Source organism: Streptomyces sp. NPDC057249 (assembly GCF_042669245.1).
GTDB lineage: Bacteria > Actinomycetota > Actinomycetes > Streptomycetales > Streptomycetaceae > Streptomyces.
This window is the reverse complement of the sequence record NZ_JBHUXS010000003.1, coordinates 235,826-260,855: the sequence shown is the minus strand read 5'-3', so window position 1 is coordinate 260,855 and position 25,030 is coordinate 235,826. Positions and strand designations below refer to the sequence as shown.

The following is a 25,030-nucleotide window of genomic DNA, read 5'->3' as shown; positions in this document are numbered from 1 at the left end:
TGGACCGGCCGGCGGGGTGTGACGCCCCCCGGCCGGTCGCCGTGCGGGCGGCGGCGCAGGCCCTCTTGTCCGGAGGCCGGACGCACGGAAGTATCGCCGGTGTGATACTCACCCGCGGAGCAAGAGCCACCGGAGCCGTGCTGTCCGCCGTGCTCGCGGTGATCGTCGCGAGCTGGCTGATACGGGACGTCGACGCGACGGGTTTCGGTCAACTATGGCGGTCCTGGTCCGGGTTGTACGACGCCGGCCTGCGGGTCGCTCCCACCACCTCGGGCACGGACCTCGTCCTGTTCGTGGTGTACGTCGCCGTAGCCGTGGCCGCGCTGCGCGCCGCGTCCGCCGCGTCCGCGCTCGTCGTCGCCGGGGTGGTCACCCTCGCCGTGCGACTGCCCGGCCTCTGGACCATCGGCAGCCGCCGGATGGAGGCGGCGTACTCCGACGACCTGCGCTCGCGGGCCCTGATCTGCGCCTTCGTCGCCGTGGCCGCCGCCGCCGCGATGATCATCACTGCCGGGGCGGGCCGTCGGCCGCCCGTCGACTCCTACGAGCGGACACCGGCCGGGCCGGGCCCCGGCGCGGGCGTACTGGCGTTCCTGGCGCTGTGCGCCGCCGGGGTGGTGCTGATCGCGTGGGAGATCCGCCAGGTCGTCCGGGACCCGGGATTCTTCCCCGACTGGTACGTCGGCGGCGACCGGGTCGCGCAGTACCTGACCGGTCCGCCGCCGGGCTGGGCGACCGTGATGCTCGCCCTGCTCTGCGTGGTCGCCGGGATCAGCGCCGTGGCCCGCGCCCGGCACGCCCGCCCGTTCGGCCTGGTGGCCGCGGCCGTGCTGCTGCCCGGCGGGGTGTTCGGGGTGGTCCGCATCGTGCACTACGACATGCTGGAGCACTTCGGCGACCTGTCGGTCGAGCTCCAGCTCAGCCTGCTCAGCTCGTTCTTCCAGCTGCTCGCCGCCCTGGCCGCGCTCCTCGCCCTCGCCGTACCGGGCCCGGTCCGCACCCCGGGCCAGGACCCGTGGGCCGGCGGCCCGGGATGGGGCCCCGCGCCGGCCGCGCCCCCGTACCCCGGACCGCGCCCCGGCTACGGCTACCCGCAGGGCGGCAGCGGCGGATTCGGCCCGCCCCCGCCGCCCTCGCAGCCGCCGCCCGGCTGGTGACTCAGAGCCCCAGCGACCGCTTCAGGAAGTCCACCTGGAGCAGCAGCAGGTTCTCGGCCACCTTCTCCTGCGGGGTCATGTGGGTCACCCCGCTCAGCGGCAGCACCTCGTGCGGCCGGCCCGCCGCGAGCAGCGCCGAGGACAGCCGCAGGCTGTGCGCGACGACCACGTTGTCGTCGGCCAGGCCGTGGATGATCATCATGGGCCGCACCTGCTCGGCCGCGTTCGACAGGCCCGCGTCGGTGACCACCGAGTTCTCCGCGTACACCTCCGGGTTCTCCGCCGGGTCGCCCAGGTAGCGCTCGGTGTAGTGGGTGTCGTAGAGCCGCTGGTCGGTCACCGGGGCGCCGACGACCGCCGCGTGGAAGACGTCGGGCCGCCGCAGCGCCGCGAGGGCCGCCAGATAACCGCCGTACGACCAGCCCCGGATGCCCACCCGGCCGAGATCCAGCGGGAACTCCTCCGCGAGCGCGTGCAGCGCGTCCACCTGGTCCTCCAAGCTGACCGCCACCCGGTGCTTGATCGACTTCTCCCAGGCCGGTGACCGGCCGGGCGTGCCGCGTCCGTCGGCGACGACGACCGCGAAGCCCTGGTCCGCGAACCACTGCGAGGTGAGATGCGGGTTGTGGGCGGCCACGACCCGCCGGCCGTGCGGTCCGCCGTACGGGTCCATGAGGACCGGAAGCGGACCGTCCGACTCCGAGTACCCGGTGGGGAGCAACACGGCGCACGGAATCCGCCGTGCGCCCCCTTCGGTGAACACCGGCCGCGCGGTCAGCACCGGGCGCTCCGCGCGGTTCTCCACGACGGCGATCTCCTTGCCGTCCCGGAGCACCCGGGCCGTCGACCCGGGCCGCTCCGGCGTCGCCGAGACCAGCACCGTCACCCGGCCCGACCGGACCGCCGTGTGCACGCCGACGCCCTCGGAGACCCGCTCGACGCCCAGCTCGTTGACCCGGTACACATGGCTCTCGCCGGTCTCCGGCTGCGCCGCCTCCTCGCCCGCCGACGCCGACACCAGGACGTCGGACTCCCCGATGTCCAGCACCGACTGGATGTGCAACTGGCCCCCGGTCAGCGTCCGGTCGCCGACCGCGAGCCGCCGTGCCCCGCCCTCGTCCGTGATCCGCACGAGCCGCCCGTCCGGCGCCCACGCGGGCACCCCCGGGAACAGCTCCAGCCACACCTCGTCCTCGTCCGCGTGCACGGTCCGGGTCGCCCCGGTCTCCGGGTCCACCGCAAGGTACAGCTGGCTCTGCTGGTCCCGCGCCTGGACGAGCAGCAGCGGAGCCCCGTACGAGGACCAGTGCACCCGCGCCAGATACGGGAACCGGGCCCGGTCCCACACCACTTCGGTGCGCTTGCCGTCCAGGTCCACGACGTTGAGCCCCACCACGGCGTTGGGCGTGCCCGCCGCGGGGTACGCGACCTCGGCCGGCTTGCGCTCGGGGTGCGCCGGGTCGGCGATCCACCACCGCCGCACGGGGCTGTCGTCGACCCGGGCCACCAGCAGCCGGTCGGACTCCGGCGACCACCAGAAGCCCCGGTTGCGGCTCATCTCCTCGGCCGCGATGAACTCCGCGAGCCCGTACGTGACATGGCCGTCCTCCGGCTCCGCGAGGGCCCGGTCCGCCTCGCCGTCCACACCGACGACCCGCAGGGCACCCTTGGACACATAGGCGACGTGTCGCCCGTCCGGGGAGGGGCGGGGGTCGATCACCGGGCCGGGAACGGGCAGCGCGCGCGCCCCGCCCGCGCCCAGACCGGCGACGTACACCTTCCCGGAGAGCGCGAACGCGGCCAGTTCGGCGGAGCCGTCCAGCGCGTAGCCCACGATCCCCGACGAGCCCTCGCGGCTGCGCTCCCGCCGGGCGCGCTCCTGCGCCGACAGACGCTCCTCCGAACCGCCCAGCAGCGCCGCCGGATCGGCCACCAGGCGTTCTCGCGGCCCGCTGCCCTCGTCGAGGTCCAGCACCCAGAGCTGCCCCGAGCGGTCCGTACCCGAACCCGAGCGCAGGTAGACCACGCGTCCACCGTCGGGTGACACCGTGAACGCGCGCGGTGCCCCAAGGGTGAATCTCATGGTCCGGGCCAGCTGGAGCGGAAACGTGATCTCTGACGAAGTCATGCGCCGAACCTATCGGCCACGCCCGTCCGTGCGCCCCTCGTGCTGCTGTGCCCCGAACAATGCGTTGCCACGGATAGTTATGATCCGTAGCGCTCGGTGGGTATGAACCTGCTGGCTCCATGCGTGCTGCCCGTCCCGACCGTACAGATGGAGGTGAACCGCCGTGGCGCTCTCGATTTCGGCGGTGGTGCTGCTGGCGATCATCGTCTTCCTGCTGATCCGGAAGTCCGGACTGAAGGGAGGACATGCGGTCGTCTGCGCGCTGCTCGGTTTCTATCTCGCCAGTTCGTCCATCGCACCCACCATCTCCGAGCTGACCACGAACGTGGCGGGCATGATCGGCGGCATCAAGTTCTGACCCGGTCACCCGTCGGCGGGCGGTCGCCTCATGGGCTCGTAGGCTGGTGCCCATGACGGACCTTCCCGCCCGGCGGCTGCTCCTGGTGCACGCGCACCCGGACGACGAGTCGATCAACAACGGCGCCACCATGGCCAGGTACGCGGCGGAGGGCGCCCTGGTCACGCTGGTGACCTGCACGCTCGGCGAGGAGGGCGAGATCATCCCGCCCGCCCTCGCCCACCTCGCCGCCGACCGCGACGACGCACTGGGCCCGTACCGCATCGGCGAACTCGCTGCGGCCATGAAGGAGCTGGGCGTCACCGACCACCGCTTCCTCGGCGGCCCCGGCCGCTACCGGGACTCCGGGATGATGGGCACCGAGCAGAACCGCCGCCCCGGCGCCTTCTGGTCGGCCGACCTCGACGAGGCCGCCGGCCACCTCGCGGCCGTGATCCGCGAGGTGCGCCCCCAGGTCCTGGTGACCTACGACCCCGACGGGGGCTACGGGCACCCGGACCACATCCAGGCCCACCGGGTCGCCACCCGCGCCGCGGAGCTGGCCGCCGACCCCGCGTACCGCCCCGGCTCCGGCGCCCCGCACGCCATCGCGAAGGTCTACTGGAACCGGGTGCCGCGCTCGGTCGCCGAGGAGGGGTTCGCCGCGCTGCGCGCCGAGGCCCCGGACGCGTTCCCGGGGATCGCCGCGCTCGGCGACGTACCCGGCGTGGTGGACGACGACCGCATCACCACCGTGATCGACGGCACCGGCCACGAGGACGCGAAGGCCGCCGCGATGCGGGCGCACGCCACCCAGATCGCCGTCCGGGGACCGTACTTCGCGCTCTCCAACGACCTCGGGCAGCCCGTGTTCACCACGGAGTACTACGAGCTGGTCACCGGCGCCCCGGGCGCCCCGGCGGGCGAACGCGAACGGGACCTCTTCGCCGGTGTGCCGGGGGCGGACCGATGAGCGGCAGCAGCAGGGCGCGGGCCGGCGGCAGCCGGACCGAAGCGCAGAAGAAGGACATTCCGGCCGGCGGCATGGCCGCGCCCCTCAACCCCGCCCGGATCGCCGCCCTGTTCGGGCTCGCGGTCCTCGGTGCCGTCGTGGGCATCGCCGGGGCGCTCGTCCAGCCCGCCTGGTTCCCCGGCGGGCTGCTGCTCGCCCTGGCCGCCGCGGCGGGCCTCTTCCACGGCGGGCGCACGCTGACGGGCACCCAGCCGGGGGCGGTGGCGCCGGCGGCGGGGTGGCTGATTTCGGTCGTCTTTCTGCTCAGTGGGCGGCCCGAAGGGGACTATGTCTTCGGTGACGCGCTCGGCCTCGGGCTCTTCATGCTGGGTGGAATGGCCATCGCTGTGATCTGTGCCACCATGCCGCGATCGTCCGGGCAGCGGGCCGAAAGCGGCCGACCTGCCAAGTAATGTGCTCCGTCCGATCCCGTAATGCCCCCTGCCCGCCCAGGGGGTGCGCAGTCGTTTCCCCCGGTCGCGGGGTGTGTGCCGGCGGCGGCCAGTATGGTGGTTCGCGCGCCCGGGCTGCGGCACGGGGGAAGTACGGGCGGCGGAGCCAATCGGGAGAACCTGCTTTGAGTCGTGAAACTGACAGTTCGTCCTCCGGGCCCCAGGGTCGCGGAGGAGCCGCGTACCCCTCGGGTACGCCGCCGTACGGATCCCGCCAGTATCCGTCGACGCACCCGTCGCAGGACGCCCCGGAAGGGTCCCGGGAACCCGGCGGTGCCGACCGGCCGGACGAGCCGAAGACCGAGACGACGCTGACGACGCGCATCCGGATCAACATCCCGGGGTCGCGCCCCATCCCGCCTGTTGTCATGCGTACGCCCGTGAGCGACGCCGACGGCGAGGGCGAGCGCACCGGCTCGACCCCGCGTCCGGGCGCCTCCGCGCCGGGCGGTGCACCGCGGACGCCGGCGCCGAGCGCGGAGAGCGGCGAGGACGCGGACCCGGCGGAGTCCGCCGAGAAGCCGGCCAAGGACAAGAGCGGCAGCGACTGGTTCGCGCCCCGCAAGTCCCCGGCGGCCACGAAGCCCTCCACGGACGGACGGCCCGGCGGCGACACCGACGGCGCGGGCTTCCCGGTGCCGGGTGCGGCCGGCGGTCCGGGTGCTCCGGCCGGCTCCGGTGCCTTCGGTGGTGCCGGTGCCCCGGGCGGTCCCGGCGCTCCGGCCGGTCCCGGCGGCGCGGGCGCTCCGGGTGCTCCCGGCGGTCCGGGCGCTCCCGGCCCCGGCCGGGTCTCCCCGCCCTCCGGTCCCCGGACCGACCTGCCGTACTTCTCGGACGGCCCGCAGCGCGACTTCCCGCAGGGCCCCGGCGAGGGCCCGGGCGGCCCGCGTTCCACCCCCGACCTGGGCGTCCGCACCCCCGGACCGGCCGGCCCCACCACGGGCCCGGCCGCCGGCACCTCGTCGCTCACCCCGAACCTCGACGGCCCCGGCCCCTTCCCGCCGGGCCCCGGTCCGCTGAACACGGGCGGCCCCGGGCAGGGCGGTGTGCCGCCGCGCATGTCCGACGACACCGCCGTCCTCACCCCGCAGTTCGCCCCGCCCCCGGGCGGCCCCGGCGGCAACGTCTCGGGTGACACGCTGAACAGCGGCATCCCCGTCGTGCCCGGTGACCGGAACGTGCCGGGCGACCCGATGGGCACCGGGCCCGGCGGCCCGGGCGGACCCGGTGCCTCGGCGCCGAAGCCGGCCCCGGCGCCCCGCCCGACGCCGAAGCCCGCGCCCGCCAAGAAGGGCCGCTCGAAGCTGGTCCTGCTCGGCGCGGCGGCCGTCTGCCTGCTCGGTGTCGCGTACGGCGCCGGACTCCTGATGAACCACTCCGACGTCCCCAAGGGCACCACGGTCCTCGGCGTCGACATCGGCGGCGGCACGAAGGACGACGGCGTCGAGAAGCTGGACGCGGCGCTCGCCAAGCGCGCCGCGACCCCGCTCAAGCTCACCGTGGACGGCAAGGAGACGGAACTCGCCCCGGACAAGGCCGGGCTCTCCCTGGACAGCCAGGCCACCGTGCGCGCCGCGGCCGGCAGCGACTACAACCCGGTCTCCGTGATCGGCTCGCTCTTCGGCGGCGCGCGAACCGTCGAGCCGGTCTTCCCGGTGGACGAGGAGAAGCTGGGCGTCGCACTCCAGGACCTGGCCGGAGCCTCGGGCACCGTGAAGGACGGCACCATCAGGTTCGAGCCGGGCAAGGCCGTCGCCGTACCGGGCAAGGCCGGCAAGGCGATCGACGTGAACAAGGCGATGGGCTCCGTCCGGGACGCCTACCGCGCCCAGGTCGAGACCGGCAGCGCCAAGACCGTCGAACTGCCCGTCGTCACCCAGGAACCCTCCATCACCCAGGCCGAACTGGACCGGGCGATGAAGGAGTTCGCGGAGCCGGCGATGTCCGGGCTGGTCACCATCAAGGCGGGCGGCAAGCAGATCCCGTTCGGCCCGGCGAAGTCGCTGCCGCAGATCCTGTCGATGAAGGCGGTCGACGGGAAGCTGGTCGACGTCTACGACAAGGAGGCCATCGACCGGCTCTGCGCCGGTGTCTTCGACGGCATCATGATCACCAAGGGCGACGGCAAGAAGCACCAGCTCAGCGCGGACGACGTGGCCTACGCCATGAAGGGCGCCCTGCTGGGGAAGACCCCCGCCGAGCGCACGGTCACGATCGACCTCGACGGCAACGGCTGACCCACCCGCGTCCCGTGCCACCCGCCCCCGACCGGACACCGGCCGGGGGCGGCGGCGTGAACGGGCGGAACGGGCACCGGCCGGGGTGCCGCCTTCCCCGTCCGGCCCCCTGTACACCCGGCTCCGTAATCCCGGTCCCGTACACCCGTCACCCCGGCCGCATGACATCTGTCATCCCGGATACACGACCGCCGGCCCTGCCGCGCGCACCCCCCGGTCGGCCAGGCTGGACGCATGACGACGACAGCCATCGGAGCGACCGCGACGAGGACCGCGGTGGTCAGCTTCGACCAGGTCAGCAAGGTCTACGGAGACGTACGTGCCGTCGACGGGCTCACCCTGGACCTGCATCCCGGCGAGACCGTGGCGCTCCTCGGCCCCAACGGCGCCGGCAAGTCCTCCACCCTCGACCTGCTCCTCGGCCTGCGCACCGCCGACTCCGGCACGGTCAGCCTCTTCGGCACCACTCCGCAGGGGGCCATCAAGGCCGGCCGGGTCGGTGCCATGCTGCAGAGCGGCGGCCTGATGGAGGACGTCACCGTCGAGGAACTGGTCCGGCTGGCCTGCGACCTGCACCCGCGCCCCCACCCGGTCGGCGAGGTGCTGGCCCGGGCGGGCATCGCGTCGATCGCCGGCCGGATGGTCAACAAGCTCTCCGGCGGCCAGGAGCAGCGCGTGCGGTTCGCGCTGGCCACCGCCGGTGCCAACGACCTCATCGTCCTCGACGAGCCGACGACCGGCATGGACGTCACCGCCCGTCAGGCGTTCTGGGCCACCATGCGCGAGCAGGCCGAGCAGGGCCGCACCGTCCTCTTCGCCACCCACTACCTCGAAGAGGCCGACGCGATCGCCGACCGCGTCCTCGTCCTGCACAAGGGCCGCCTCCTCGCCGACGGGACCGCCGCCGAGATCAAGGCGAAGGCCGGGGCCCGCCGGATCGCCTTCGAGCTGGAGGGAACGATCGACCGGGCCGCCCTCGGCGCCCTGCCGTTCCTCGCCTCGCTCGACGTCAACGGCCGGCGGGTGCGCATCCAGTCGCACAACGCCGACGCGACCGTGCACGCCCTCTACGCCCTCGGTCTGTACCCGCGCGAGCTGGAAGTCGCCGGACTCGGCCTGGAGCAGGCATTCGTCGCCATCACCGAGGCCGAGGAGGCCAGGACCGCATGAACACGTTGATCAGGCTCGAAGTGACTCGCACCCTGCGGAACAAGAAGTTCATGTTCTTCTCGGTCGTCTACCCGTCGGTGATCTACCTGCTGATCTCCGGCACCCAGAACGACACCGCCACGATCCCGCACACCGATCTGACCCTCCAGTCCTTCTTCATGGTCTCCATGGCCTCGTTCGGCGCGCTGACCGCCGTCCTCATGGGCAACAGCGAGCGCATCGCCAAGGAGCGCGAGAAGGGCTGGGTGCGCCAGCTGCGGCTGACCGCGCTGCCCGGCCGCGGATACGTCCTGGCGAAGATCGCCAGCGCCGCCATGGTCACCCTGCCGTGCATCGTCGTGGTCTTCCTCGTCGCCGCCTCGGTCAAACACGTCCGCTTCGACCTCTGGCAGTGGTTCGCGCTGACCGGAGTCATCTGGGCCGGCTCCCTGGTCTTCGCCGCGCTCGGCGTCGCCATCGGATACCTCACCAGCGGGGACGCGGTCCGCCCGGTCACGATGATCATCTACTTCGGGCTGTCCATCCTCGGCGGCCTCTGGATGCCCAGCGCGACCTTCCCGCAGTGGCTTCGACACGTTTCCGAGTGGCTTCCCACACACGCGTACGCTGCACTCGGCCAGGCCGTCGAGATGGGCGGCGCGCCGCACGCCAAGGACGTCGCCGTCCTGTGCGCCTACTTCCTGGTCTTCGCGGGCGGCGCGGCCTGGCTCTACCGGAAGGACACCTTGAAAGCGTGAACGACGACGAGACGTCGGTGGGGCTCGGGCGGCCGCCCGCGACCGCCCGTCAGGCCGGGATCAAGCTGCTGTGGATCGGTATCTGGCTCGCTTTCATGAGCGCGCCGGTCAAGGACCTCGCCGACGGCAACCACACCCGGTGGGCGACCGCACTCGGCGTCCTCGGGCTGGCGGTCTTCGTCGGCGCCTATCTGGTCCTGGTCTTCCGGCACACGTCGAAGGCGCGCGATCCCTTCCGGGTCCGGGCGTCGCTGGCCTTCCTCGGGAGCCTCGCGCTCGTGCTGGCGCTGACGTTCGGCACGCCCTGGCTGGTCCTCTTCGTGTACGTGGCGGTGTCGGCCGGTGCCACGATGCCGCTGCGGACCGCGCGGTGGCTGATCCCCGTCGTCACCGTCGTCATGGTGGGCGTCGGCGCGACCCTGGAGGACCCGCGCGCGACGGTCACCGCCCTGGTCTTCCCCGCCCTGCTGGGCGGCTTCGCGATGACGGGCGTACGGCAGCTGGTCCGCACGACGATCGAGCTGCGCCAGGCCCGCGCCACCGTCGCGCAGCTCGCCGCCAACGAGGAGCGCCTGCGCCTCGCCCGCGACCTGCACGACCTGCTGGGCCACTCCCTCTCGCTGATCACCCTCAAGAGCGAGCTGGCCGGCCGGATGCTCCCCGACCGGCCCGAGCTGGCGGCGGCCCAGGTCGCGGACATCGAACAGGTCAGCCGCCAGGCCCTGGTGGACGTCCGCAGTGCCGTCACCGGATACCGTCGGCCGACCCTCCCCGGCGAACTGGCCGGGGCGCGCACCGCGCTGGCCGCCGCCGGGGTCGACGCCGACGTCCCCGCCGACATCCCCGACGGGCTGCCCGAGAAGGCGGAGGAGGTGCTCGCGTGGGGTCTGCGGGAGGCGGTCACCAACGTCGTACGCCACAGCGGCGCGCACCGCTGCACGGTGACCCTGGCTCCCCGCCAGACGCTGGACGGGCGGGTGCTCGAACTGACCGTCGCCGACGACGGCCGGGGCGGCGCCGGGACCACGCCCGGCAACGGCCTCACCGGGCTCACCGAACGCCTCGCCTCGGTGGACGGCACCCTCACCACCCGGGCCACCCAGCCCCGTTCGGGCAAAGGCTTCACCATGGTCCTCAGCGTTCCGTTCGAATCCGGCCTGGGATCCGCGGAATGAGCATGATCAGACTTCTCCTCGCGGAGGACCAGTCCATGGTGCGCGAGGCCCTGGCGGCGCTCCTCGGCCTGGAACCGGACATCGAGGTGGTCGCCCAGGTCGCCCGGGGCGACGAGGTCCTGGCGGCGGCCCGCGAACACGCCGTAGACGTGGCCCTGCTGGACATCGAGATGCCCGGCATGACCGGCATAGAGGCGACGGCCCGGCTCCGCGAGGCCCTGCCGGACGTGAAGGTCGTGGTCGTTACGACGTTCGGCCGGCCCGGCTATCTGCGCCGCGCCATGGAGTCGGGCGCCGACGCATTCCTGGTCAAGGACGCCCCCGCGTCCCAGCTCGCCGAGGCGGTCCGCAAGGTGCTCGCCGGCGAACGCGTCATCGACCCCGGCCTGGCCGCCGCCGCCCTCGCCGACGGTGCGAACCCGCTGACCGACCGCGAGAGCGAGGTCCTGCGCACCGCCGCCGACGGCTCGACCAACGCGGAGATCGCCGCCGCCCTCCACCTCTCCCAGGGCACCGTCCGCAACTACCTCTCCATGGCCATCCAGAAGCTGGCCGCCCGCAACCGCGCCGAGGCGGTCCGCATGGCGCGCGAGAAGGGCTGGCTGTAGGGGGCGTCCCGGGCGGGCCGTCGCCGTCCGGCCGTCGCCTCCGTCACCGGCCCGGGGACACCAGCCCCGCCTCGTACGCGATGATGACCAGCTGCACCCGGTCCCGTGCGCCCAGCTTGGCGAGCAGGCGGGTGAGATACGTCTTCGCCGTGGCGACGCTGATGACCAGGCGCTCGGCGATCTCCGCGTTGGAGAGGCCGCCGCCGACCAGCGCCAGCACCTCCCGCTCCCGGTCGGTGATCGCGGTCAGCGGCGCCGGGACCGGCGCGGCGGGCGAGGGCCGGGCCGCGAACTCCTTGATCAGCCGCCGGGTGACGCTCGGCGCGATGAGCCCGTCGCCGGACGCCACCACCCGGACCGCCGCCAGGATGTCGTCCAGGGCCATGTCCTTGACCAGGAACCCGGCCGCGCCGGCGCGCAGCGCCCCGTACACGTAGTCGTCGTCGTCGAACGTCGTCAGGACCACCACATGGGCCGCGCCGCCCTGCGCGGCGATCCGTTCGGTGGCCTCGATGCCGTCCATACCGGGCATCCGGATGTCCATCACGACGACGTCCGGCGCCAGCTGGGCGGCCAGCCGGACCGCCTCCCCGCCCGTCCCCGCCTCGCCGACCACCTCGATGTCCGGGGTGTCCGCCATGACCATGCGCAACGCGGCCCGTACCAGCGGCTGGTCGTCCGCGAGCACGACGCGGACCGGGGAAGGGGCGGCCGCCGCCCCGCCCGCGTCCTGGGCGGCGTCCCCCGGCGCGCCGGGGCGCCCGCCGCCGCTCATGTCGCCGCTCCCCGCACCGGCTCCGGCTCCGGCGGCGCGGATATCGCCTCCCGCGCACGCTCCGGCGCGGGCACCGGCAGACGGGCCGTGACCCGGAAGCCCCCGCCGGGGGCCGGTGCGGCGGCGAACTCGCCGTGCAGCAGCGCCACCCGCTCCCGCATCCCGGCCAGGCCGAACCCGGGCGCCGCGCCCCGCCCCGGGTCGCGGCCCGCGCTCCGGTCCCCGCCCCGGCCCCGGTCCGTGATCTCGACGGCCAGCTCCTCCTCGCCGTACTCGACGCGGACCCGGCAGGCGTCGGTCTCCGCGTGGCGCACCACGTTGGTCACCGACTCCTGGACGATCCGGAACGCCGACAGCTCCAACTCCGGCGGCAGCGCGCGCCGTTCCCCCCGCCAGTCCACCTCGACCCGGACCCCGGCGGCGGTCGTGGCCCGGGCGAGCCGGTCGATGTCGGCGAGGCCCTCGGCCGGGCGCAGCGGCGCCTCCTCGCGCCCCGCCTCGTCCTGGCCGGGCCCGGTCTCCCGGAGCGCGCCCAGCATCCTGCGCAGCCCCGACAGCGTCTCCCGGCCGGCCGCCTCCACCGCGCTCATCGCCTCGCGGGCGGCCTCCGGCTGGGTGTGCACGACCCTGGCCGCGGCGCCCGCCTGGAGGGCGATGATGCCGACGCTGTGGGCCACCACGTCGTGCATCTCGCGGGCGATGCGCAGTCGTTCGGCGACGAGCGCGCGGTCGGTGGCCCGGGCGGTCAGGTCCGCGTCGTGCCTGCGGCTCTCGTACACCGAGCGGCCCACCAGCCAGGCGACGACCGCCGTCAGGGCGACGGCCAGCTCCGCCGACGTACCGGCGGGCCATCCGGCGAGCGCCCGGCTGCTCACGAAGGCGACCAGGACGGCGACCGACATGACGAGGGCGAGGATGCCCGTGCGCAGCGGGCGGGCGGCGGCCGTGAAGTACAGGGCGACATCGACGGCCAGGAACTGCGCCAGGGGTATCTCCGCCACCCCGAGCGGCATGGTGGCGAGCGCGGAGGCGGCGAGGAGCACCGCCATGGCGCCCAGCGGGCGCCGGGTGAGCCACCGGCAGCCGGCCATGAGCAGGGCCGTGGACAGCAGATGGGTCAGCAGGCCGTCCCAGCGGTAGAACAGGACCCCGGGCAGGACCGACGCCTGCTGCTCGCCGGGCAGCCGGACCCGCATGAGCAGCGTGAGCACCATGCCCGCGTACCAGGCAGCCGCCACCCACGCGCCCGGTGGGACGCGCTTGAGCAGGGGCAGGACCGGTGAGCTGGACATGTGCCGAGCGTAGCCAGCCCCGAACGCCCGCGCATCGGCCCACGGTTGTACACCCACGGGTGCAGACGGGCCGGCCTGGTTGTCAGCGACGGCCCGACGACACCACCCGGTCGCGGCCCGCAGGGTGGGTCCGTGATCGAAGTCAACGGACTGACCAAGCGATACGGCGGCGCCACCGCCGTGGACGACCTGACCTTCACCGTCCGCCCGGGCGAGGTGACCGGCTTCCTCGGGCCCAACGGGGCGGGGAAGACCACCACCCTGCGCATGCTCCTCGGCCTGGTCGAGCCGACCGCCGGAACGGCCACCGTCGAGGGCCGGCCCTTCCGCGACCACCCGCGCGGCCTGCGCCACGTCGGCGCCCTGCTCGACGCGGGCGACGTCCACGGCGGTCGCACCGCCCGCGCCCACCTGGCCGTGCTGGCCCGGAGCAACGGCATCCCGCGCGCCCGCGTCGACGAGGTCCTCGGAGAGGTGGGCCTCGCGGCAGCGGCCCGCCGTCGCGTCGGCGGCTTCTCGCTCGGGATGCGCCAGCGCCTCGGCATCGCCACGGCCCTGCTCGGCGACCCGCCCGTCCTGCTCTTCGACGAACCGCTCAACGGCCTCGACCCGGAAGGCGTGCTGTGGGTGCGCGGGCTCTTCCGCCGGCTCGCCGCCGAAGGCCGCACCGTCTTCGTCTCCAGCCACCTGATGACCGAGATGGAGCACACCGCCGACCGGCTCGTCGTCATCGGGCGCGGCGCGCTGATCGCGGCCGAGAGCCTGAGCGCGTTCGCCGCCCGCTCCGCCCGCCGCAGCGTCACCGTACGCACCCCGGACGCGGCGGACCTGACGCCGCTGCTGACCGCCGAGGGAGCCTCGGTGACCGGGGACGGCGACCGGCTCACCGTGACCGGGCTCCCCGCCGAGCGCATCGGCGAACTCGCCCTGCGCCACCGGGTCCTGCTCCACGGACTGACCACTCTCGGCGCCTCGCTGGAGGAGGCGTTCATGGAACTCACCTCGGACAGTGTCCAGTACCCGGCAGGAGACCCCCGATGACCACGGCCACCGCCGCCCCCGTCACGCGCGTCGAGGCCCGCGCGCGCTTCACCGACCTGATCGCCGCCGAGTGGCTGAAGACGTGGTCGCTGCGCTCCACACCCTGGCTGTACGCGCTGAGCGCGCTGGCGGTCGTCGCGTTCAACGCCGGTACGGCCTACGACCACTACAAGTACTGGTACCAGTACGACAAGGGCAGCCAGGAGTTCTTCGTCGGCCACCGCCTGGCACTCGTCGACGCCTTCACCGACAACTCCGCCCTGGTGCTCGTCCTGGCCCTGGCCGCGATCGGCGCCGTGTCGGTCACCGGCGAGTACGGGACCGGGCTCGTCCGCACGACGTTCACCGCCGTGCCCGCCCGGCGCTCGGTAATGGCCGCCAAGGTCCTCGTACTCGCCGCCGTCAGCACGGCCTTCGGCGTGCTCGTCGCCGCCGCCTCCTTCGCCTCGACCCGGGCGATCCTGTCCGGACGCGGCGCGGCGGTCTCCCTCGGCGACCCCGGAACGCTCCAGGTCCTCGCCGCATCCGCGCTGCTCGCCCCGGTCGCCGCGCTCACGGGCCTCGCGCTCGGCACGGTGATCCGGCACACGGGGACGTCGATCGTGGCGTGCGTGGTGGTGCTGCTCCTGCTCCCGATGGTCCTCAGCGACCGCCGGCACCTGACGGCGGTGTTCCGGCACACCCTGCCGTTCAGCGCCTGGGACCGCCTGACGGGCGGGGCCCTCCCGCAGCCCCCGGCCGAGCTCTACCCGTGGTCGGAGGCGGGCGCCTGGTCCGTCTACGCGCTGTGGGCGCTGGTCGCGGGGGCCGTGGCGGTGGTCGCGGTGCACGGCCGCGACCAGTGAGGGCGGCGGGGCCGCGCGTTACGCGCCCGGCGCGCCGAAGTAGTGCCCCTGGTCCAGGTCCGCGATGAGCCCGGGCCCGGCCGGCTTCCAGCCGAAGCGGTCCCGGGTCGACGTGCTGGACGCGGGCGAGTCGAGGGCCACCATGCCGGCCAGCCAGCCGAAGTGGCCGGCCGCGTCCTCGGGTGCGACGGAGGCCGTGGGGACGCCGAGGTGGCGGGCGACGGTTCCGGCGACGGACCGCAGCGCGACGCCCTCCTCGCCCGCCGCGTGCAGCACGGAGCCGGCGGGGGCCTGTTCCAGGGCCAGCCGGAACAGGTGGGCGGCGTCCGCGCGGTGGACGGCCGGCCAGCGCTGGGAGCCGTCACCGACGTAGCCGGAGACGCCCTTGGCGCGGGCGGTGGCGACGAGCGCGGCGACGAAGCCCCGGTCTCCGTCGCCGTGGACCGTCGGGGGCAGCCGGACGACGGACGAGCGGACGCCTCGGGAGGCGAGGGCGACCGTCGCCCGCGCGTTGTCCTGGCGGTCGCCCGGGCCCCCGGCGGGCGCGTCCGGGGCGGCGCTCTGCCCGTCCTCCTCGGTCGCGACCCGGCCCGGGGCCAGCCCGAGGAGCCCGGACGCGATGACGAAGGGCTTGCCGGAGCCGGCGAGCGCGTTCCCGAAGGCGTCGATGGCCTTCCGGTCCGCGTCCGTGGCGCCCTGGAAGTCCCCGGAGAACGCGATGTCGTGCTTGAACGCGAGGTGGACGACCCCGTCCGCCTCCGCGGCGGCCCCGCGCAGCACGTCCAGGTCGTCCAGCGAGCCGCGCAGCACCTCGGCCCCGGCGGCGGCCAGCGCCTCGGCCGAGGCGTCCGAACGGGCGAGCCCGACGACCTGGTGGCCTGCCCCGATGAGCTCGGGGACGACCGCGGAACCGATCCAGCCGGACGCGCCGGTGATGAATACACGCATGAGAGAAGACCTCCTGGAACAGGCCGACGATCCGGGCAGCCGGGCACTCGGCCCGACCTTCGATGTCAGCGACTGTCATCAGCCTAACTCCGATGTCAGTCACTGTCATCCCATAGACTCGGCGCATGGGTCGATGGGAGCCGAACGCGCGCGGCAGGCTGGAGCAGGCCGCCATGGAGCTGTACGGCGAGCGGGGTTACGAGCAGACGACGGTGACCGAGATCGCCAAGCGGGCCGGGCTCACGGAACGCACCTTCTTCCGGCACTACGCGGACAAGCGAGAGGTGCTGTTCGCGGGCTCCGCCCTGCTCCAGGAGCGCCTGGTGGGCGGCCTCGCCGGAGCGCCCCCGGCCACGCCCCCGATGGACGCGGTGGCGGAGGCGCTCCAGGCCGCGGCGGCCGTGTTCGACGAGCGCCACGAGCAGGCCCGGCGACGGCAGCGGATCATCATGGCCAATCCGGAGCTCCAGGAACGCGAGCTGGTGAAGCTGGCCTCGCTCGCCGCGGCGATGGCGGAGGCCCTGCGCGCGCGTGGAGTCGGCGAACCGGCGGCCAGTCTGGCGGCCGAGGCGGGGATCGCCGTCTTCAAGGTCGCCTTCGAGCGCTGGATCGACACCCTCGGGGTGCGCGGCCTGGGGGAGTTCGTCCTGGAAGGGCTCGCCGGACTCGAATCCCTGATGGCGGGCGGCCGGCCCTGACATGACGACGCCCGCCCGCCAGTGCGGGGTACGCGGCCCCGGCCGCCGTAGCCACCCCCTAGGCTCGTACGGATGACCGAACTCGACGCGACCCGCGCCTATTACGACTCCGTTGCCGAGGACTACGCCGCCCGCGTTCCCGGCCTCTTCGCCGAGGACGTGCCGGGGCGCGCGCTGATCGGCGCCTTCGCGGAGGAGGTCCGCGCGGACGGCGGGCTCCCCGTCGCCGATCTCGGCTGCGGGCCGGGCCATGTGACGGCCCATCTGGCGGGCCTCGGACTGGACGTCCACGGCGTGGACGTGTCGCCGCGGATGGTGGACGCCGCCCGGCGCCGCCACCCGGACCTGCGCTTCGAGACCGGGGCGATGGACGCGCTCGGGCTGCCGGACGGCGGCCTCGGCGGGATCGTCGCCTGGTGGTCCATCCTGCACACGCCGCCGGACCGGCTCCCGGTCCTCTTCGCGGAGTTCCGCCGGGTCCTGGCCTCCGGCGGCCGGCTGCTGCTGGGGTTCCACGCCGGGAACGGGGAGCCCTACACCTCGGAGAAGCGCACCGGCGGTGTCGCGTACGCCATCCACCTGCTGTCGCCCGACCGGGTTGTCGGACAACTGGAGGAGGCCGGGTTCACCGTCACCGCCCGGCTGACCACCCCGGGCGCGAAGTGGCCCCAGGTGTGCGTGCTGGCCCGGGCGGCCGGTGCGTAGGGGGTGACCTGGCCGGCACCTTGGTCAGGTGGGGTGCCGGCCAGGGGCTGTGGGCGCGCGTCAGGCGCGCGTGATGCGGGCGATGGCCTCGACGGTCAGGGCGCGGTCGTGCGGTTCGGTCTCCAGTGCGCGATGGATGGACAGGCCCTCGATCAGCGCGTCGAGCTGACGGGCCGTCGCCGGGTCGAAGTGCCACTCCAGGGCGACCCGGCTGCGGCGCATCCACGCGCGGGTCAGCTCGCGGTAGGCGGGCTTGCGGGCGGCGAGGGTGTACAGCTCGTGCGTGAGGACCAGTTCGCGCTGGTTGCCGCCGGACAGGTGGTGGACCAGATCGGCGACCGCCTCGCGCGCCTCGTCCTGCGTCGTGGCGGCGCCCAGGCGCTCCTCGAAGACGGCGACGATGCCGCTGGAGAAGCGGATGAACGCCTCCCGCAGCAGCTCGTCCATGCCGGCGAAGTGGTACGTCATCGAGCCGAGCGGTACCCCGGCGCGCGCGGCGACCTTGCGGTGCGAGGTCCCGGCGACCCCCTCGGCCGCGATCAGATCGAGCGCGGCGGTGATGATGCGCTCCCGCCGCTCGGGGTCGTTCTGTCCGGTCGCCACCTGTGTTCCTGTCCCTCGCCTAGATCGAACGGATCACCCGGGCCGGATTGCCCACGGCGACCACGTTGGCGGGGATGTCCTTGGTGACGACGGCACCCGCGCCGATGACGCTGTTGTCCCCGATCGTCACCCCGGCCAGCACGATCGCCCCGCCGCCGAGCCAGACATTGTCGCCGATGGTGATGGGCCGCGCCGCCTCCAGCTTGTCCCGGCGGGGCTCCGGCTCCACCGGGTGGGTGGGCGTCAGCAGCTGGACGTTCGGCCCGATCTGGCAGTCGCGGCCGATGGTGATCGGCGCGACGTCCAGCGCGGTGAGGTTGTAGTTGATGAACGTGTCCTCGCCGACCGTGATGTACGAGCCGTAGTCGACGTACAGCGGCGGCCGGATGTGCGCCCCCGCGCCGAGGCCGCCGAGGAGTTCGGCGACGACGGGCCGGGCCGCGTCCGGGTCCTCGGCGTAGGCGGCGAGATAGCGGGCGGCCAGCCGCACGGCCCGCTTCTGGGCCTCGACGATCTGCGGGTCGTCCGCGATGTACAGGTCTCCGGCGAGCATCCGCTCGTGGTTCGTACGCGGATCACCCGCGAAGTAGTCCGTCATGGGTACGAGCGTACACTCCAGGCGTACGAACGTACGCTCGTTGCGCCCGCCTTTTTCCGACCGTCTGACGAGGCCCCGCTGTATGGATGCCGCCACACGCCGCTGGCGTGCCGCACTGTTTCTCTTCATGCTCGCCGCGGGTACGGGCATGGCCTCCTGGGTCGCCCGCACCCCCGCCGTCCGGGACGGGCTCGACGTGTCCACCGGCGCGATGGGCCTGGTGCTGTTCGGGCTCTCCACCGGTTCGATGGCCGGTGTCATGGCGTCCGGTCCGATGGTGCGGCGCAAGGGGGGCAGGGCGACGATCCTCGGTGGCGTCGTCCTGATCGTCACCGGACTCCTGGTGGTCGCCGCCGGCACCGTCATGTCGCAGGCGGCCGTGGTTTTCGGGGGCCTGGCTCTGTTCGGCGGCGGGATGGGGATGAGCGAGGTGGCGTTCAACATCGAGGGCGCCGCCGTCGAGAACCTCATCGGCCGGCCCGTCCTGCCCGTGCTGCACGGATGCTTCAGCCTGGGAACCGTCGTCGGGGCGCTCCTCGGCATGGTGCTGACGGCTGCCGCGTTCCCCGTCGGCTGGCATCTGACGCTGATCGCGGGGCTGATAGCCGCGGCCGGTACCCGGGCGGTCCTCGCCCTCCCGCACGGCACGGGGAAGGAGGACACCCCGGCCGCGGGGGCCGAGCGGGGCGGCGGTCTCCTCGGGCAGCTGCACGTGTGGCGCGACCGGCAGCTCGTCCTGATCGGCGTGATCGTGCTGGCGATGGCCTTCGCGGAGGGCGCGGCCAACGACTGGCTGCCGCTGCTCATGGTCGACGGGTACGACGTGAGCCCCACGGCGGGTTCGCTGACGTTCCTGGTCTTCGCCGCCTCGATGACCCTGGGCCGGCTGGCCGGCGGCCCCTTTCTGGAGCGGTTCGGCCGGGCGCTGGTCGTCCGGGTCAGCGGCCTGACCGCGGCGCTGGGCCTGGCCGTGGTGATCGTCGCCCCGAGCCCCCTGATGGCGGGCGCCGCCACGGTGCTGTGGGGGCTCGGTGCCTCGCTCGGCTTCCCGGTCACGGTGTCCGCCGCGGGCGACCACCCGACGGACGCCGCCGCGCGGGTGGCCGCGGTCTCCACGGCGGGCTACGGCGCCTTCCTGGTCGGCCCGCCCGCCCTCGGCTTCCTCGCCGACCACATCGGCCTGCGGCTCACGATGACCGTGGTCCTGGCGCTGGTGGCCGTGGCGGCGACGCTGGCCGGGGCGCTGGGCCCCGGGCGGGAGGGCGACACGCGGAAGGTGGAGGCGGCGCCGGACGCGGCCTGAGGGCCGTCCCGCCGGGGATTGCGGGACGGCCCTGAACCCCTCCGCTAAAGGTCGTCCGCCTCCTCGTCCCACAGCGCGGTGCTGTGCGCGGCGGTCAGCGCGGAGATCCGGGACAGCGCCTCGCCGGCCGGCAGGGGGGCGAGCCGGCGGCCGTCGCGCAGGCGGAGCGCGACGAACCCGTCGGCCGCCTCCGCCGCGCCGATCACCACTTGGTACGGCACCAGCCTGGCCTCGCGGATGCGGGCGCCCAGGCTGCCGCGCTCACGGCCGATGATCTCCGCGCGCAGCCCCAGCTCCGCGCACCGCCCGGCCAGCGCCTCCGCGTCCGGGAGTTCGGCGTCGGACACCGGCAGGACCGCCAGCTGTTTCGGGGCCAGCCAGGCCGGGAAGGCGCCGCCGTGCTGCTCGATGAGGTGGGCGACGGCCCGCTCGACGCTGCCGATGATGCTGCGGTGCACCATGACCGGACGGTGCTTCGCCCCGTCCTCGCCGATGTAGTGGAGGTCGAAGCGCTCCGGCTGGTGGAAGTCGACCTGCACGGTGGACAGGGTGAACTCGCGGCCCGCCGCGTCCTCGACCTGGACGTCGATCTTCGGCCCGTAGAACGCCGCCTCGCCCTCCGCCGCCTCGTACGGCAGGCCCGACGCCGCCAGCACCTCGGTCAGCAGCGCGGTGGAACGCCGCCACAGCTCAGGGGCGGCGACGTACTTGCCGCCCGGACCCGGCAGCGAGAGCCGGAAGCGGGCCGCGCGGACACCCAGCGCCTCGTACGCCCGCAGGATCATGTCGAGCGCGCCGCGCGCCTCGCCGGCGACCTGCTCCACGGTGCAGAAGATGTGCGCGTCGTTCAGCTGGATGGAGCGCACCCGGGTCAGCCCGCCGAGCACCCCGGACAGCTCCGCCCGGTACATCCCGCCCAGCTCCGCCATCCGCAGCGGCAGTTCGCGGTAGCTGTGCGCCCGGGAGCGGTAGATCACCGCGTGGTGCGGGCACAGGCTGGGCCGCAGCACCAGCTGCTGTCCGCCCAGGTCCATCGGGGGGAACATGTCGTCGCTGTAGTGCGCCCAGTGCCCCGAGCGTTCGTACAGCTCCCGTTTGCCGAGCACCGGCGAGTAGACATGGCGGTACCCGGCCCGCCGCTCGGCGCCCCGGACGTACTCCTCCAGGGTGTGCCGCAGCTCCGCTCCGTCCGGCAGCCAGTACGGGAGCCCCGCGCCGATCAGCGGATCGGTGTCGAACAGCTCCAGCTCACGGCCGAGTCTGCGGTGGTCGTGCATGGTGGTCTCCTCGCGTGGGAAGGGCGAGCGACCCCACGCGAAAGCCCCGGGGCACTCGCCCCGGGGCTTGTCGGCTGGTCAGCAGTCAGCGCGCCGGGACACTCTCCGGCGTCGTCGTGTTCATGGCGGCACGCTGCATGGGCCCGACGCTAACAGCGCCCCGCGCCCGTGCGCATCGGGTTTTCCCGCCCGGACACGGGGGAAGGCCGGCGCTCACTTCTTCTTCACCGAGTCCAGGTGCGCGAAGACCACGACGTTGTCCTCGTAGTCCTTGGCCTTCCGGTCGTATGCGCCGCCGCAGGTGATGAGCCGCAACTGGGCGTCCGGGGTGTCGGCGTACACCTTGTCGTCGGGGAAGTCCGCCTTGCTGAACGTCTCCACGGTGTCCACGGCGAACGTGGCCACCGTGCCGTCGGCGCGGGTGATGTCGACGGTCGCCCCGGGTTTCAGGAAGCGCAGCTGGAGGAAGACGGCCGGGCCGGTCGTGGTGTCCACGTGGCCCGCCACGATCGACGTCCCGCGTTCGCCGGGCGTCGCACCGTCCTTGAACCAGCCGACCAGGTTCTTGTCGTTCGGCGGCGGGGCGTCGAGCCGCCCCGAAGGACCGATGGAGAGAGGGGTGAACGGCGCGTCCACCGCGATCGCCGGGATGCGCAGCCGCGTCGGCACCGAGCGCGGCAGCGAGGGCGACGCGCTCGGGGTGGCCTTCGCGGAGGCCGCCGCCGACGGGGACGCGGCGGCGGACGCGGCTGCCGGAGGCGGGGCGGGCGCCTTGTCGTCGGCCGGCGAACCGATGGAGTGGTAGATCAGAGTCATGCCGAGACCGGCCGTCGCGAGGGGCCAGAACAGGGCCCGGCCGAGCGAGCCGGTCCGGGACGCGGCCCCGGGGGAGGGGGTTTCGGTGGTCTGCGGGGCGGCCATGGAGCACGTGCCTTTCGTCCGTACGGGGGCGGTACGAGTGGGGAGGACCGGGGAAAACGCGGGCGCCGCGGCCACCGTCCGGAGGGGACGGCGACCGCGACGACAAGGGCCCGCGGGCCGGTCAGGCCATCGCACCGCCGGACGCCTGACGGCGGCGGAGCCGGTACGCCGCGACGCCGGCGCCACCGAGCAGCAGCAGCGAACCGGCCGCCAGACCGCTGCCGGTCATCGCCATCGCGCCACCGCCCGTGTGCATGCCGCCGTGCGGCTTCTCCTCGTCCTTGTACTTGCCGCCCTCGTCGCCGGGCTGCCACTCCTCGGCGACCGTCTTGGCGAGGGCGCCGCCGCCGGTGTGGACGCCGCCGTGCGGCTTGTCCGCGTCGTCCTTGCTGTACTTGCCGCCCTCGTCGCCCGGCTGCCACTCCTTGGCGAGGGTGTTGGCCAGCGCGCCGCCGCCGGTGTGCATGCCGCCGTGCGGCTTGTCCTTGCTGTACTTGCCGCCCTCGTCACCGGGCTGCCACTCCTTGGCGACCGCCTTGGCGAGGGCACCGCCGCCGGTGTGCATGCCACCGTGCGGCTTGTCCGCGTCGTCCTTGCTGTACTTGCCGCCCTCGTCGCCCGGCTGCCACTCCTTCGTGACGGTCTTCGACAGCGCGCCGCCGCCGGTGTGCATGCCGCCGTGCGGCTTGTCCTTCTTCCACTCGCCGTCGGAGTTGTCGTGCTCGCGGTCGGAGGCGGACGAGCCGCCGTTGTGCTGGTCGGCGGCGACGGTCATCGCGTAGGCCGAGGGAGCGGTGATGGTGAGGACCGCCGTGACGGCGGCCGAAGCGAACAGCGTGCGGGCAGAGCGCATCTGTACACATTTCCTTTCGTCGCCCCTGCGAGGAGTGACGGCGTGTCGACTCCTGGTGACGCAGCGGCTACGTGATCCACCGTCAGTCCGAACCCGGGAGCGCGCCATCGGAGAGCGCCGCATGGGGGCTACGGCGTGGGCCCATCGAGTGGCGAAGAGCGGATAATCACCCGTTGGACGGCATGCCGCGCCCCGAGAGGTTTGGGCGCCGCGCCACACCTCCCGCTCCGTCAGTTCAGGAGCGCCCGCGCCGCCCGCGCACTGGTGCGCACCGCCTCCGCCACGGCCGGCTCCACGTCCTCCACGATCCGCGCGTACTCCTCCATCTCGGCCGCGCCGCGCAGGAACTCGCCCGCGCGCACCAGCAGCTGGGCGTGCTCGTAGCGCAGCCTGGCCGGGTGCGACGGCAGCAGCAGCGACAGCTCCGCCGCCCACAGCGCCACGGCCGTGTGCTCCGGGCGGGCCGCCGCCCAGGCCCGGATGTTGTTCAGGACCCGCAGCACGACCTCCAGCGGCCGGGCGGGCCCCAGCGACGACGGCTCCCACCGCTCCCCGGTCGCGCTCGTCACCAGCAGCTCCGCGTCCTGGTCCGTCAGCGGCCGGCCTCCGGCGAACGGATCGGCGAGCACCCGCTCGCCCGGGTCGCCGAAGCCGACCACGAAGTGCCCCGGCAGAGCCACCCCGTACACCGGCGCGCCGGCCCGCCGGGCGACCTCGATCCACACCACCGACAGCAGGATCGGCAGCCCGCGCCGCCGCCGCAGCACCTCGTGGAGCAGGGACGACTCCAGGCGCTGGTAGTCCGCCGCCGAGCCCTCGAACCCGCACCGCTCACCGAGCAGTCCGGCCAGTGCCGACGCCCAGGCGTGGGCCCCGCGCAGCCCGTACGGGAGCAGCCCGGCGAGCCGGTCCAGCTCGATCTGCGCCTCGTCGATGCCGTGCGCGTCCAGTTCCGGATCGGCCTCCGCCGCCACCAGCAGGCACAGCAGCGCCAGGTCGGGCCGCTCGGCCCTGGCCTCCTCCGCGAACCGGCGGCGCCGCTCCTCGCAGTCGTTCCTCTCGTAGGCCATCGGTCACACCGGCCGGAAGTGGTGGTAGCGGTGGTGCGTGGCGAAGCCCATCCCGTCGTACAGCGCGCGGGCGCCCTCGTTGTCCGCCTCCACCTGGAGCCAGGCGGCGGACGCGCCCTCGTCCATCGCCTGCCGGGCCAGCGCGGTCATCACGGCGGTCGCCAGGCCCCGGCGCCGGTGCTCGGGGGCCACCTCGACGGCCATGAAGCCGGCCCACCGGCCGTCCACCACGCACCTGCCGATCGCGGCGGGCGCCTCGCCCTCCCCGCCGGGCACCGTCGCGAACCACACCGAGGGGCCGCCGTGCAGCACGGCCGTCACCTCCGGTCCCGGCGTCCCGACGCGCTGGTAGCGGGCGAGCCACGCCGCGCCGGCCGTACGGTCCAGCCGGACCCGGGAGACCTCGGCGGGCAGGTCGCCGACCGGGGCGAGCGCCGCGATCCGCACCTCCGCCGTCACCTCGCGCCGCCAGCCGTGCTCCTCCAGTGCCGCGCACAGTTCCTCCTGCGCGCCCTCGGCACCGGTCGCGGTCTGCACGTACGCGGGCAGCCCCCGTTCCGCGTACCAGTCCCGGACGCGTCCGAGCGCCGCGTCGAGCGGCACGCCCGGGTCGCCGAGCGGCAGCACGGAGTTGGCCCGGCGGGTGAATCCGCCGGAGGCGCGCAGCAGCCAGTCGCCCAGCGGCTCGCTCTCCACGGGCTGCCAGGCGCGCGCGGTCACCCGGGCGAGTTCGGCGAAGGAGGCGGCGGGACCGCGCCGCCGGGCCGGGGCGGCCGGCACGACCTTGCCCGCCACGAGGGAGCCCTCCGGGATGCGCACCGACTCGCCGCTCCTGGGTGTGACGCACAGCACTCCGTCGTTCCACGATGTGAGAACGCCGACCGTGTCGGTGAATTTCGACCCCTCGGTACCGTCTCCCGTCATACGCCGGACTGATACCCGTTTGCCCACGTCAGCTGGTGCAATTCGGACCTCCAGCCGTCCGCCGATGGTGAATTCCACAGCTCTGTCCGCCCCTCCTGTTCGGATCGTGCCCGCGAACGGAGATACTAGGGGCGGGCATCGACGACGCCGCGCTCCCGCGCGAG

At 74.0% G+C, this 25,030-nt stretch carries 24 protein-coding genes and 1 pseudogene; 14 read left to right on the top strand and 11 right to left on the bottom strand.

Features of this window, described 5'->3' with window-relative positions; genetic code table 11:
- The first annotated feature begins 101 nt into the window (after positions 1-101).
- Positions 102-1,157, top strand: coding sequence for a hypothetical protein (locus tag ACFUJY_RS07720; RefSeq protein ID WP_383295978.1), 1,056 nt, complete (start codon positions 102-104; stop codon positions 1,155-1,157).
- A 1-nt stretch (position 1,158) separates the two neighbouring features.
- Here the strand turns inward: ACFUJY_RS07720 and ACFUJY_RS07715 are convergent, their stop codons facing one another.
- Positions 1,159-3,240, bottom strand: coding sequence for a prolyl oligopeptidase family serine peptidase (locus ACFUJY_RS07715; RefSeq protein ID WP_383296481.1), 2,082 nt, complete (start codon positions 3,238-3,240; stop codon positions 1,159-1,161).
- A 208-nt stretch (positions 3,241-3,448) separates the two neighbouring features.
- On the opposite strand from ACFUJY_RS07715, the gene ACFUJY_RS07710 reads away from it, so the two are divergent.
- The 8 genes from ACFUJY_RS07710 to ACFUJY_RS07675 all read left to right on the top strand — a co-directional run bounded on the left by ACFUJY_RS07710 (position 3,449) and on the right by ACFUJY_RS07675 (position 11,013).
- The gene (locus ACFUJY_RS07710) at positions 3,449-3,643 is read left to right on the top strand and encodes a hypothetical protein (protein WP_018100847.1); all 195 of its coding nucleotides are present in this window, start codon (positions 3,449-3,451) and stop codon (positions 3,641-3,643) included.
- A 52-nt stretch (positions 3,644-3,695) separates the two neighbouring features.
- A complete protein-coding gene (gene mshB / locus ACFUJY_RS07705; protein WP_383295974.1) occupies positions 3,696-4,595 on the top strand; it encodes an N-acetyl-1-D-myo-inositol-2-amino-2-deoxy-alpha-D-glucopyranoside deacetylase in 900 nt (299 codons plus the stop codon).
- Positions 4,592-5,047: a DUF6113 family protein gene (locus ACFUJY_RS07700; protein WP_383295971.1), complete on the top strand. Its 456-nt coding sequence runs from the start codon at positions 4,592-4,594 to the stop codon at positions 5,045-5,047. The genes mshB and ACFUJY_RS07700 overlap by 4 nt, the downstream gene beginning before the upstream one ends.
- Positions 5,048-5,454: 407 nt before the next feature.
- Positions 5,455-7,323, top strand: a complete 1,869-nt coding sequence (locus ACFUJY_RS07695) for a peptidoglycan binding domain-containing protein (protein ID WP_383295968.1) — start codon at positions 5,455-5,457, stop codon at positions 7,321-7,323.
- A gap of 234 nt (positions 7,324-7,557) precedes the next feature.
- Positions 7,558-8,493: an ABC transporter ATP-binding protein gene (locus ACFUJY_RS07690; RefSeq protein WP_383295965.1), complete on the top strand. Its 936-nt coding sequence runs from the start codon at positions 7,558-7,560 to the stop codon at positions 8,491-8,493.
- Positions 8,490-9,230, top strand: coding sequence for an ABC transporter permease (locus tag ACFUJY_RS07685; protein ID WP_383295962.1), 741 nt, complete (start codon positions 8,490-8,492; stop codon positions 9,228-9,230). Before ACFUJY_RS07690 ends, ACFUJY_RS07685 begins: the two co-directional genes overlap by 4 nt.
- Positions 9,227-10,405: a sensor histidine kinase gene (locus ACFUJY_RS07680; RefSeq protein WP_383295959.1), complete on the top strand. Its 1,179-nt coding sequence runs from the start codon at positions 9,227-9,229 to the stop codon at positions 10,403-10,405. Before ACFUJY_RS07685 ends, ACFUJY_RS07680 begins: the two co-directional genes overlap by 4 nt.
- Positions 10,402-11,013, top strand: a complete 612-nt coding sequence (locus ACFUJY_RS07675) for a response regulator transcription factor (RefSeq protein ID WP_383295957.1) — start codon at positions 10,402-10,404, stop codon at positions 11,011-11,013. Before ACFUJY_RS07680 ends, ACFUJY_RS07675 begins: the two co-directional genes overlap by 4 nt.
- A 43-nt stretch (positions 11,014-11,056) precedes the next feature.
- On the opposite strand, the gene ACFUJY_RS07670 is transcribed toward ACFUJY_RS07675, so the two are convergent.
- The gene (locus ACFUJY_RS07670) at positions 11,057-11,788 is read right to left on the bottom strand and encodes a response regulator (RefSeq protein WP_383295954.1); all 732 of its coding nucleotides are present in this window, start codon (positions 11,786-11,788) and stop codon (positions 11,057-11,059) included.
- The gene (locus tag ACFUJY_RS07665; protein WP_383295952.1) at positions 11,785-13,080 is read right to left on the bottom strand and encodes a sensor histidine kinase; all 1,296 of its coding nucleotides are present in this window, start codon (positions 13,078-13,080) and stop codon (positions 11,785-11,787) included. The genes ACFUJY_RS07670 and ACFUJY_RS07665 overlap by 4 nt, the downstream gene beginning before the upstream one ends.
- A 132-nt stretch (positions 13,081-13,212) precedes the next feature.
- Between ACFUJY_RS07665 and ACFUJY_RS07660 the strand changes: the two genes are divergently transcribed.
- Both ACFUJY_RS07660 and ACFUJY_RS07655 read left to right on the top strand, forming a co-directional pair.
- Entirely contained in the window at positions 13,213-14,121 is a 909-nt protein-coding gene (locus ACFUJY_RS07660) for an ABC transporter ATP-binding protein (protein ID WP_383295950.1), read from the top strand.
- A complete protein-coding gene (locus tag ACFUJY_RS07655; RefSeq protein ID WP_383295947.1) occupies positions 14,118-14,966 on the top strand; it encodes an ABC transporter permease in 849 nt (282 codons plus the stop codon). Before ACFUJY_RS07660 ends, ACFUJY_RS07655 begins: the two co-directional genes overlap by 4 nt.
- Before the next feature lie 18 nt (positions 14,967-14,984).
- Here ACFUJY_RS07655 and ACFUJY_RS07650 read toward each other — a convergent pair whose 3' ends face one another.
- Positions 14,985-15,914 (bottom strand): SDR family oxidoreductase, encoded by a 930-nt coding sequence (locus ACFUJY_RS07650; RefSeq protein ID WP_383295944.1) that lies wholly within the window; start codon positions 15,912-15,914, stop codon positions 14,985-14,987.
- A gap of 173 nt (positions 15,915-16,087) precedes the next feature.
- On the opposite strand from ACFUJY_RS07650, the gene ACFUJY_RS07645 reads away from it, so the two are divergent.
- Both ACFUJY_RS07645 and ACFUJY_RS07640 read left to right on the top strand, forming a co-directional pair.
- Positions 16,088-16,612, top strand: coding sequence for a TetR/AcrR family transcriptional regulator (locus tag ACFUJY_RS07645; RefSeq protein WP_383296478.1), 525 nt, complete (start codon positions 16,088-16,090; stop codon positions 16,610-16,612).
- A 72-nt stretch (positions 16,613-16,684) separates the two neighbouring features.
- A complete protein-coding gene (locus ACFUJY_RS07640) occupies positions 16,685-17,317 on the top strand; it encodes a class I SAM-dependent DNA methyltransferase (RefSeq protein ID WP_383295941.1) in 633 nt (210 codons plus the stop codon).
- A gap of 60 nt (positions 17,318-17,377) precedes the next feature.
- Here ACFUJY_RS07640 and ACFUJY_RS07635 read toward each other — a convergent pair whose 3' ends face one another.
- Positions 17,378-17,920 (bottom strand): TetR/AcrR family transcriptional regulator, encoded by a 543-nt coding sequence (locus tag ACFUJY_RS07635; RefSeq protein ID WP_383295939.1) that lies wholly within the window; start codon positions 17,918-17,920, stop codon positions 17,378-17,380.
- A 19-nt stretch (positions 17,921-17,939) separates the two neighbouring features.
- Complete coding sequence (locus tag ACFUJY_RS07630) at positions 17,940-18,518, bottom strand: sugar O-acetyltransferase (protein WP_383295936.1); 579 nt, start codon at positions 18,516-18,518, stop codon at positions 17,940-17,942.
- A gap of 82 nt (positions 18,519-18,600) precedes the next feature.
- Between ACFUJY_RS07630 and ACFUJY_RS07625 the strand changes: the two genes are divergently transcribed.
- Positions 18,601-19,821 carry an MFS transporter gene (locus ACFUJY_RS07625; RefSeq protein WP_383295933.1) on the top strand — a complete coding sequence of 407 codons (1,221 nt, stop codon included), beginning with the start codon at positions 18,601-18,603 and terminating at the stop codon, positions 19,819-19,821.
- 44 nt (positions 19,822-19,865) lie between these two features.
- Here ACFUJY_RS07625 and thrS read toward each other — a convergent pair.
- The 5 genes and pseudogenes from thrS to ACFUJY_RS07600 form a co-directional block, all read right to left on the bottom strand.
- Positions 19,866-21,104, bottom strand: a pseudogene (thrS, locus tag ACFUJY_RS07620) (threonine--tRNA ligase); the annotation flags it as partial.
- 207 nt (positions 21,105-21,311) lie between these two features.
- The gene (locus ACFUJY_RS07615; RefSeq protein ID WP_383295930.1) at positions 21,312-22,019 is read right to left on the bottom strand and encodes a class F sortase; all 708 of its coding nucleotides are present in this window, start codon (positions 22,017-22,019) and stop codon (positions 21,312-21,314) included.
- Positions 22,020-22,140: 121 nt separating this feature from the next.
- Complete coding sequence (locus tag ACFUJY_RS07610; RefSeq protein WP_383295927.1) at positions 22,141-22,872, bottom strand: hypothetical protein; 732 nt, start codon at positions 22,870-22,872, stop codon at positions 22,141-22,143.
- A gap of 230 nt (positions 22,873-23,102) precedes the next feature.
- A complete protein-coding gene (locus ACFUJY_RS07605) occupies positions 23,103-23,942 on the bottom strand; it encodes a tetratricopeptide repeat protein (RefSeq protein WP_383295925.1) in 840 nt (279 codons plus the stop codon).
- 3 nt (positions 23,943-23,945) lie between these two features.
- The gene (locus tag ACFUJY_RS07600) at positions 23,946-24,944 is read right to left on the bottom strand and encodes a GNAT family N-acetyltransferase (RefSeq protein ID WP_383295922.1); all 999 of its coding nucleotides are present in this window, start codon (positions 24,942-24,944) and stop codon (positions 23,946-23,948) included.
- Between the last annotated feature and the right edge of the window lie 86 nt (positions 24,945-25,030).

Coding starts and splice junctions, on each gene's coding strand:
- ACFUJY_RS07715 (WP_383296481.1), bottom strand. CDS start 3,240: ATGAGATTCACCCTTGGGGCACCGCGCGCGTTCACGGTGTCACCCGAC.
- mshB (WP_383295974.1), top strand. CDS start 3,696: ATGACGGACCTTCCCGCCCGGCGGCTGCTCCTGGTGCACGCGCACCCG.
- ACFUJY_RS07700 (WP_383295971.1), top strand. CDS start 4,592: ATGAGCGGCAGCAGCAGGGCGCGGGCCGGCGGCAGCCGGACCGAAGCG.
- ACFUJY_RS07695 (WP_383295968.1), top strand. CDS start 5,455: ATGCGTACGCCCGTGAGCGACGCCGACGGCGAGGGCGAGCGCACCGGC.
- ACFUJY_RS07690 (WP_383295965.1), top strand. CDS start 7,558: ATGACGACGACAGCCATCGGAGCGACCGCGACGAGGACCGCGGTGGTC.
- ACFUJY_RS07685 (WP_383295962.1), top strand. CDS start 8,490: ATGAACACGTTGATCAGGCTCGAAGTGACTCGCACCCTGCGGAACAAG.
- ACFUJY_RS07675 (WP_383295957.1), top strand. CDS start 10,402: ATGAGCATGATCAGACTTCTCCTCGCGGAGGACCAGTCCATGGTGCGC.
- ACFUJY_RS07670 (WP_383295954.1), bottom strand. CDS start 11,788: ATGAGCGGCGGCGGGCGCCCCGGCGCGCCGGGGGACGCCGCCCAGGAC.
- ACFUJY_RS07665 (WP_383295952.1), bottom strand. CDS start 13,080: ATGTCCAGCTCACCGGTCCTGCCCCTGCTCAAGCGCGTCCCACCGGGC.
- ACFUJY_RS07655 (WP_383295947.1), top strand. CDS start 14,118: ATGACCACGGCCACCGCCGCCCCCGTCACGCGCGTCGAGGCCCGCGCG.
- ACFUJY_RS07650 (WP_383295944.1), bottom strand. CDS start 15,914: ATGCGTGTATTCATCACCGGCGCGTCCGGCTGGATCGGTTCCGCGGTC.
- ACFUJY_RS07645 (WP_383296478.1), top strand. CDS start 16,088: ATGGAGCTGTACGGCGAGCGGGGTTACGAGCAGACGACGGTGACCGAG.
- ACFUJY_RS07640 (WP_383295941.1), top strand. CDS start 16,685: ATGACCGAACTCGACGCGACCCGCGCCTATTACGACTCCGTTGCCGAG.
- ACFUJY_RS07630 (WP_383295936.1), bottom strand. CDS start 18,518: ATGACGGACTACTTCGCGGGTGATCCGCGTACGAACCACGAGCGGATG.
- ACFUJY_RS07625 (WP_383295933.1), top strand. CDS start 18,601: ATGGATGCCGCCACACGCCGCTGGCGTGCCGCACTGTTTCTCTTCATG.
- ACFUJY_RS07615 (WP_383295930.1), bottom strand. CDS start 22,019: ATGGCCGCCCCGCAGACCACCGAAACCCCCTCCCCCGGGGCCGCGTCC.
- ACFUJY_RS07610 (WP_383295927.1), bottom strand. CDS start 22,872: ATGCGCTCTGCCCGCACGCTGTTCGCTTCGGCCGCCGTCACGGCGGTC.
- ACFUJY_RS07605 (WP_383295925.1), bottom strand. CDS start 23,942: ATGGCCTACGAGAGGAACGACTGCGAGGAGCGGCGCCGCCGGTTCGCG.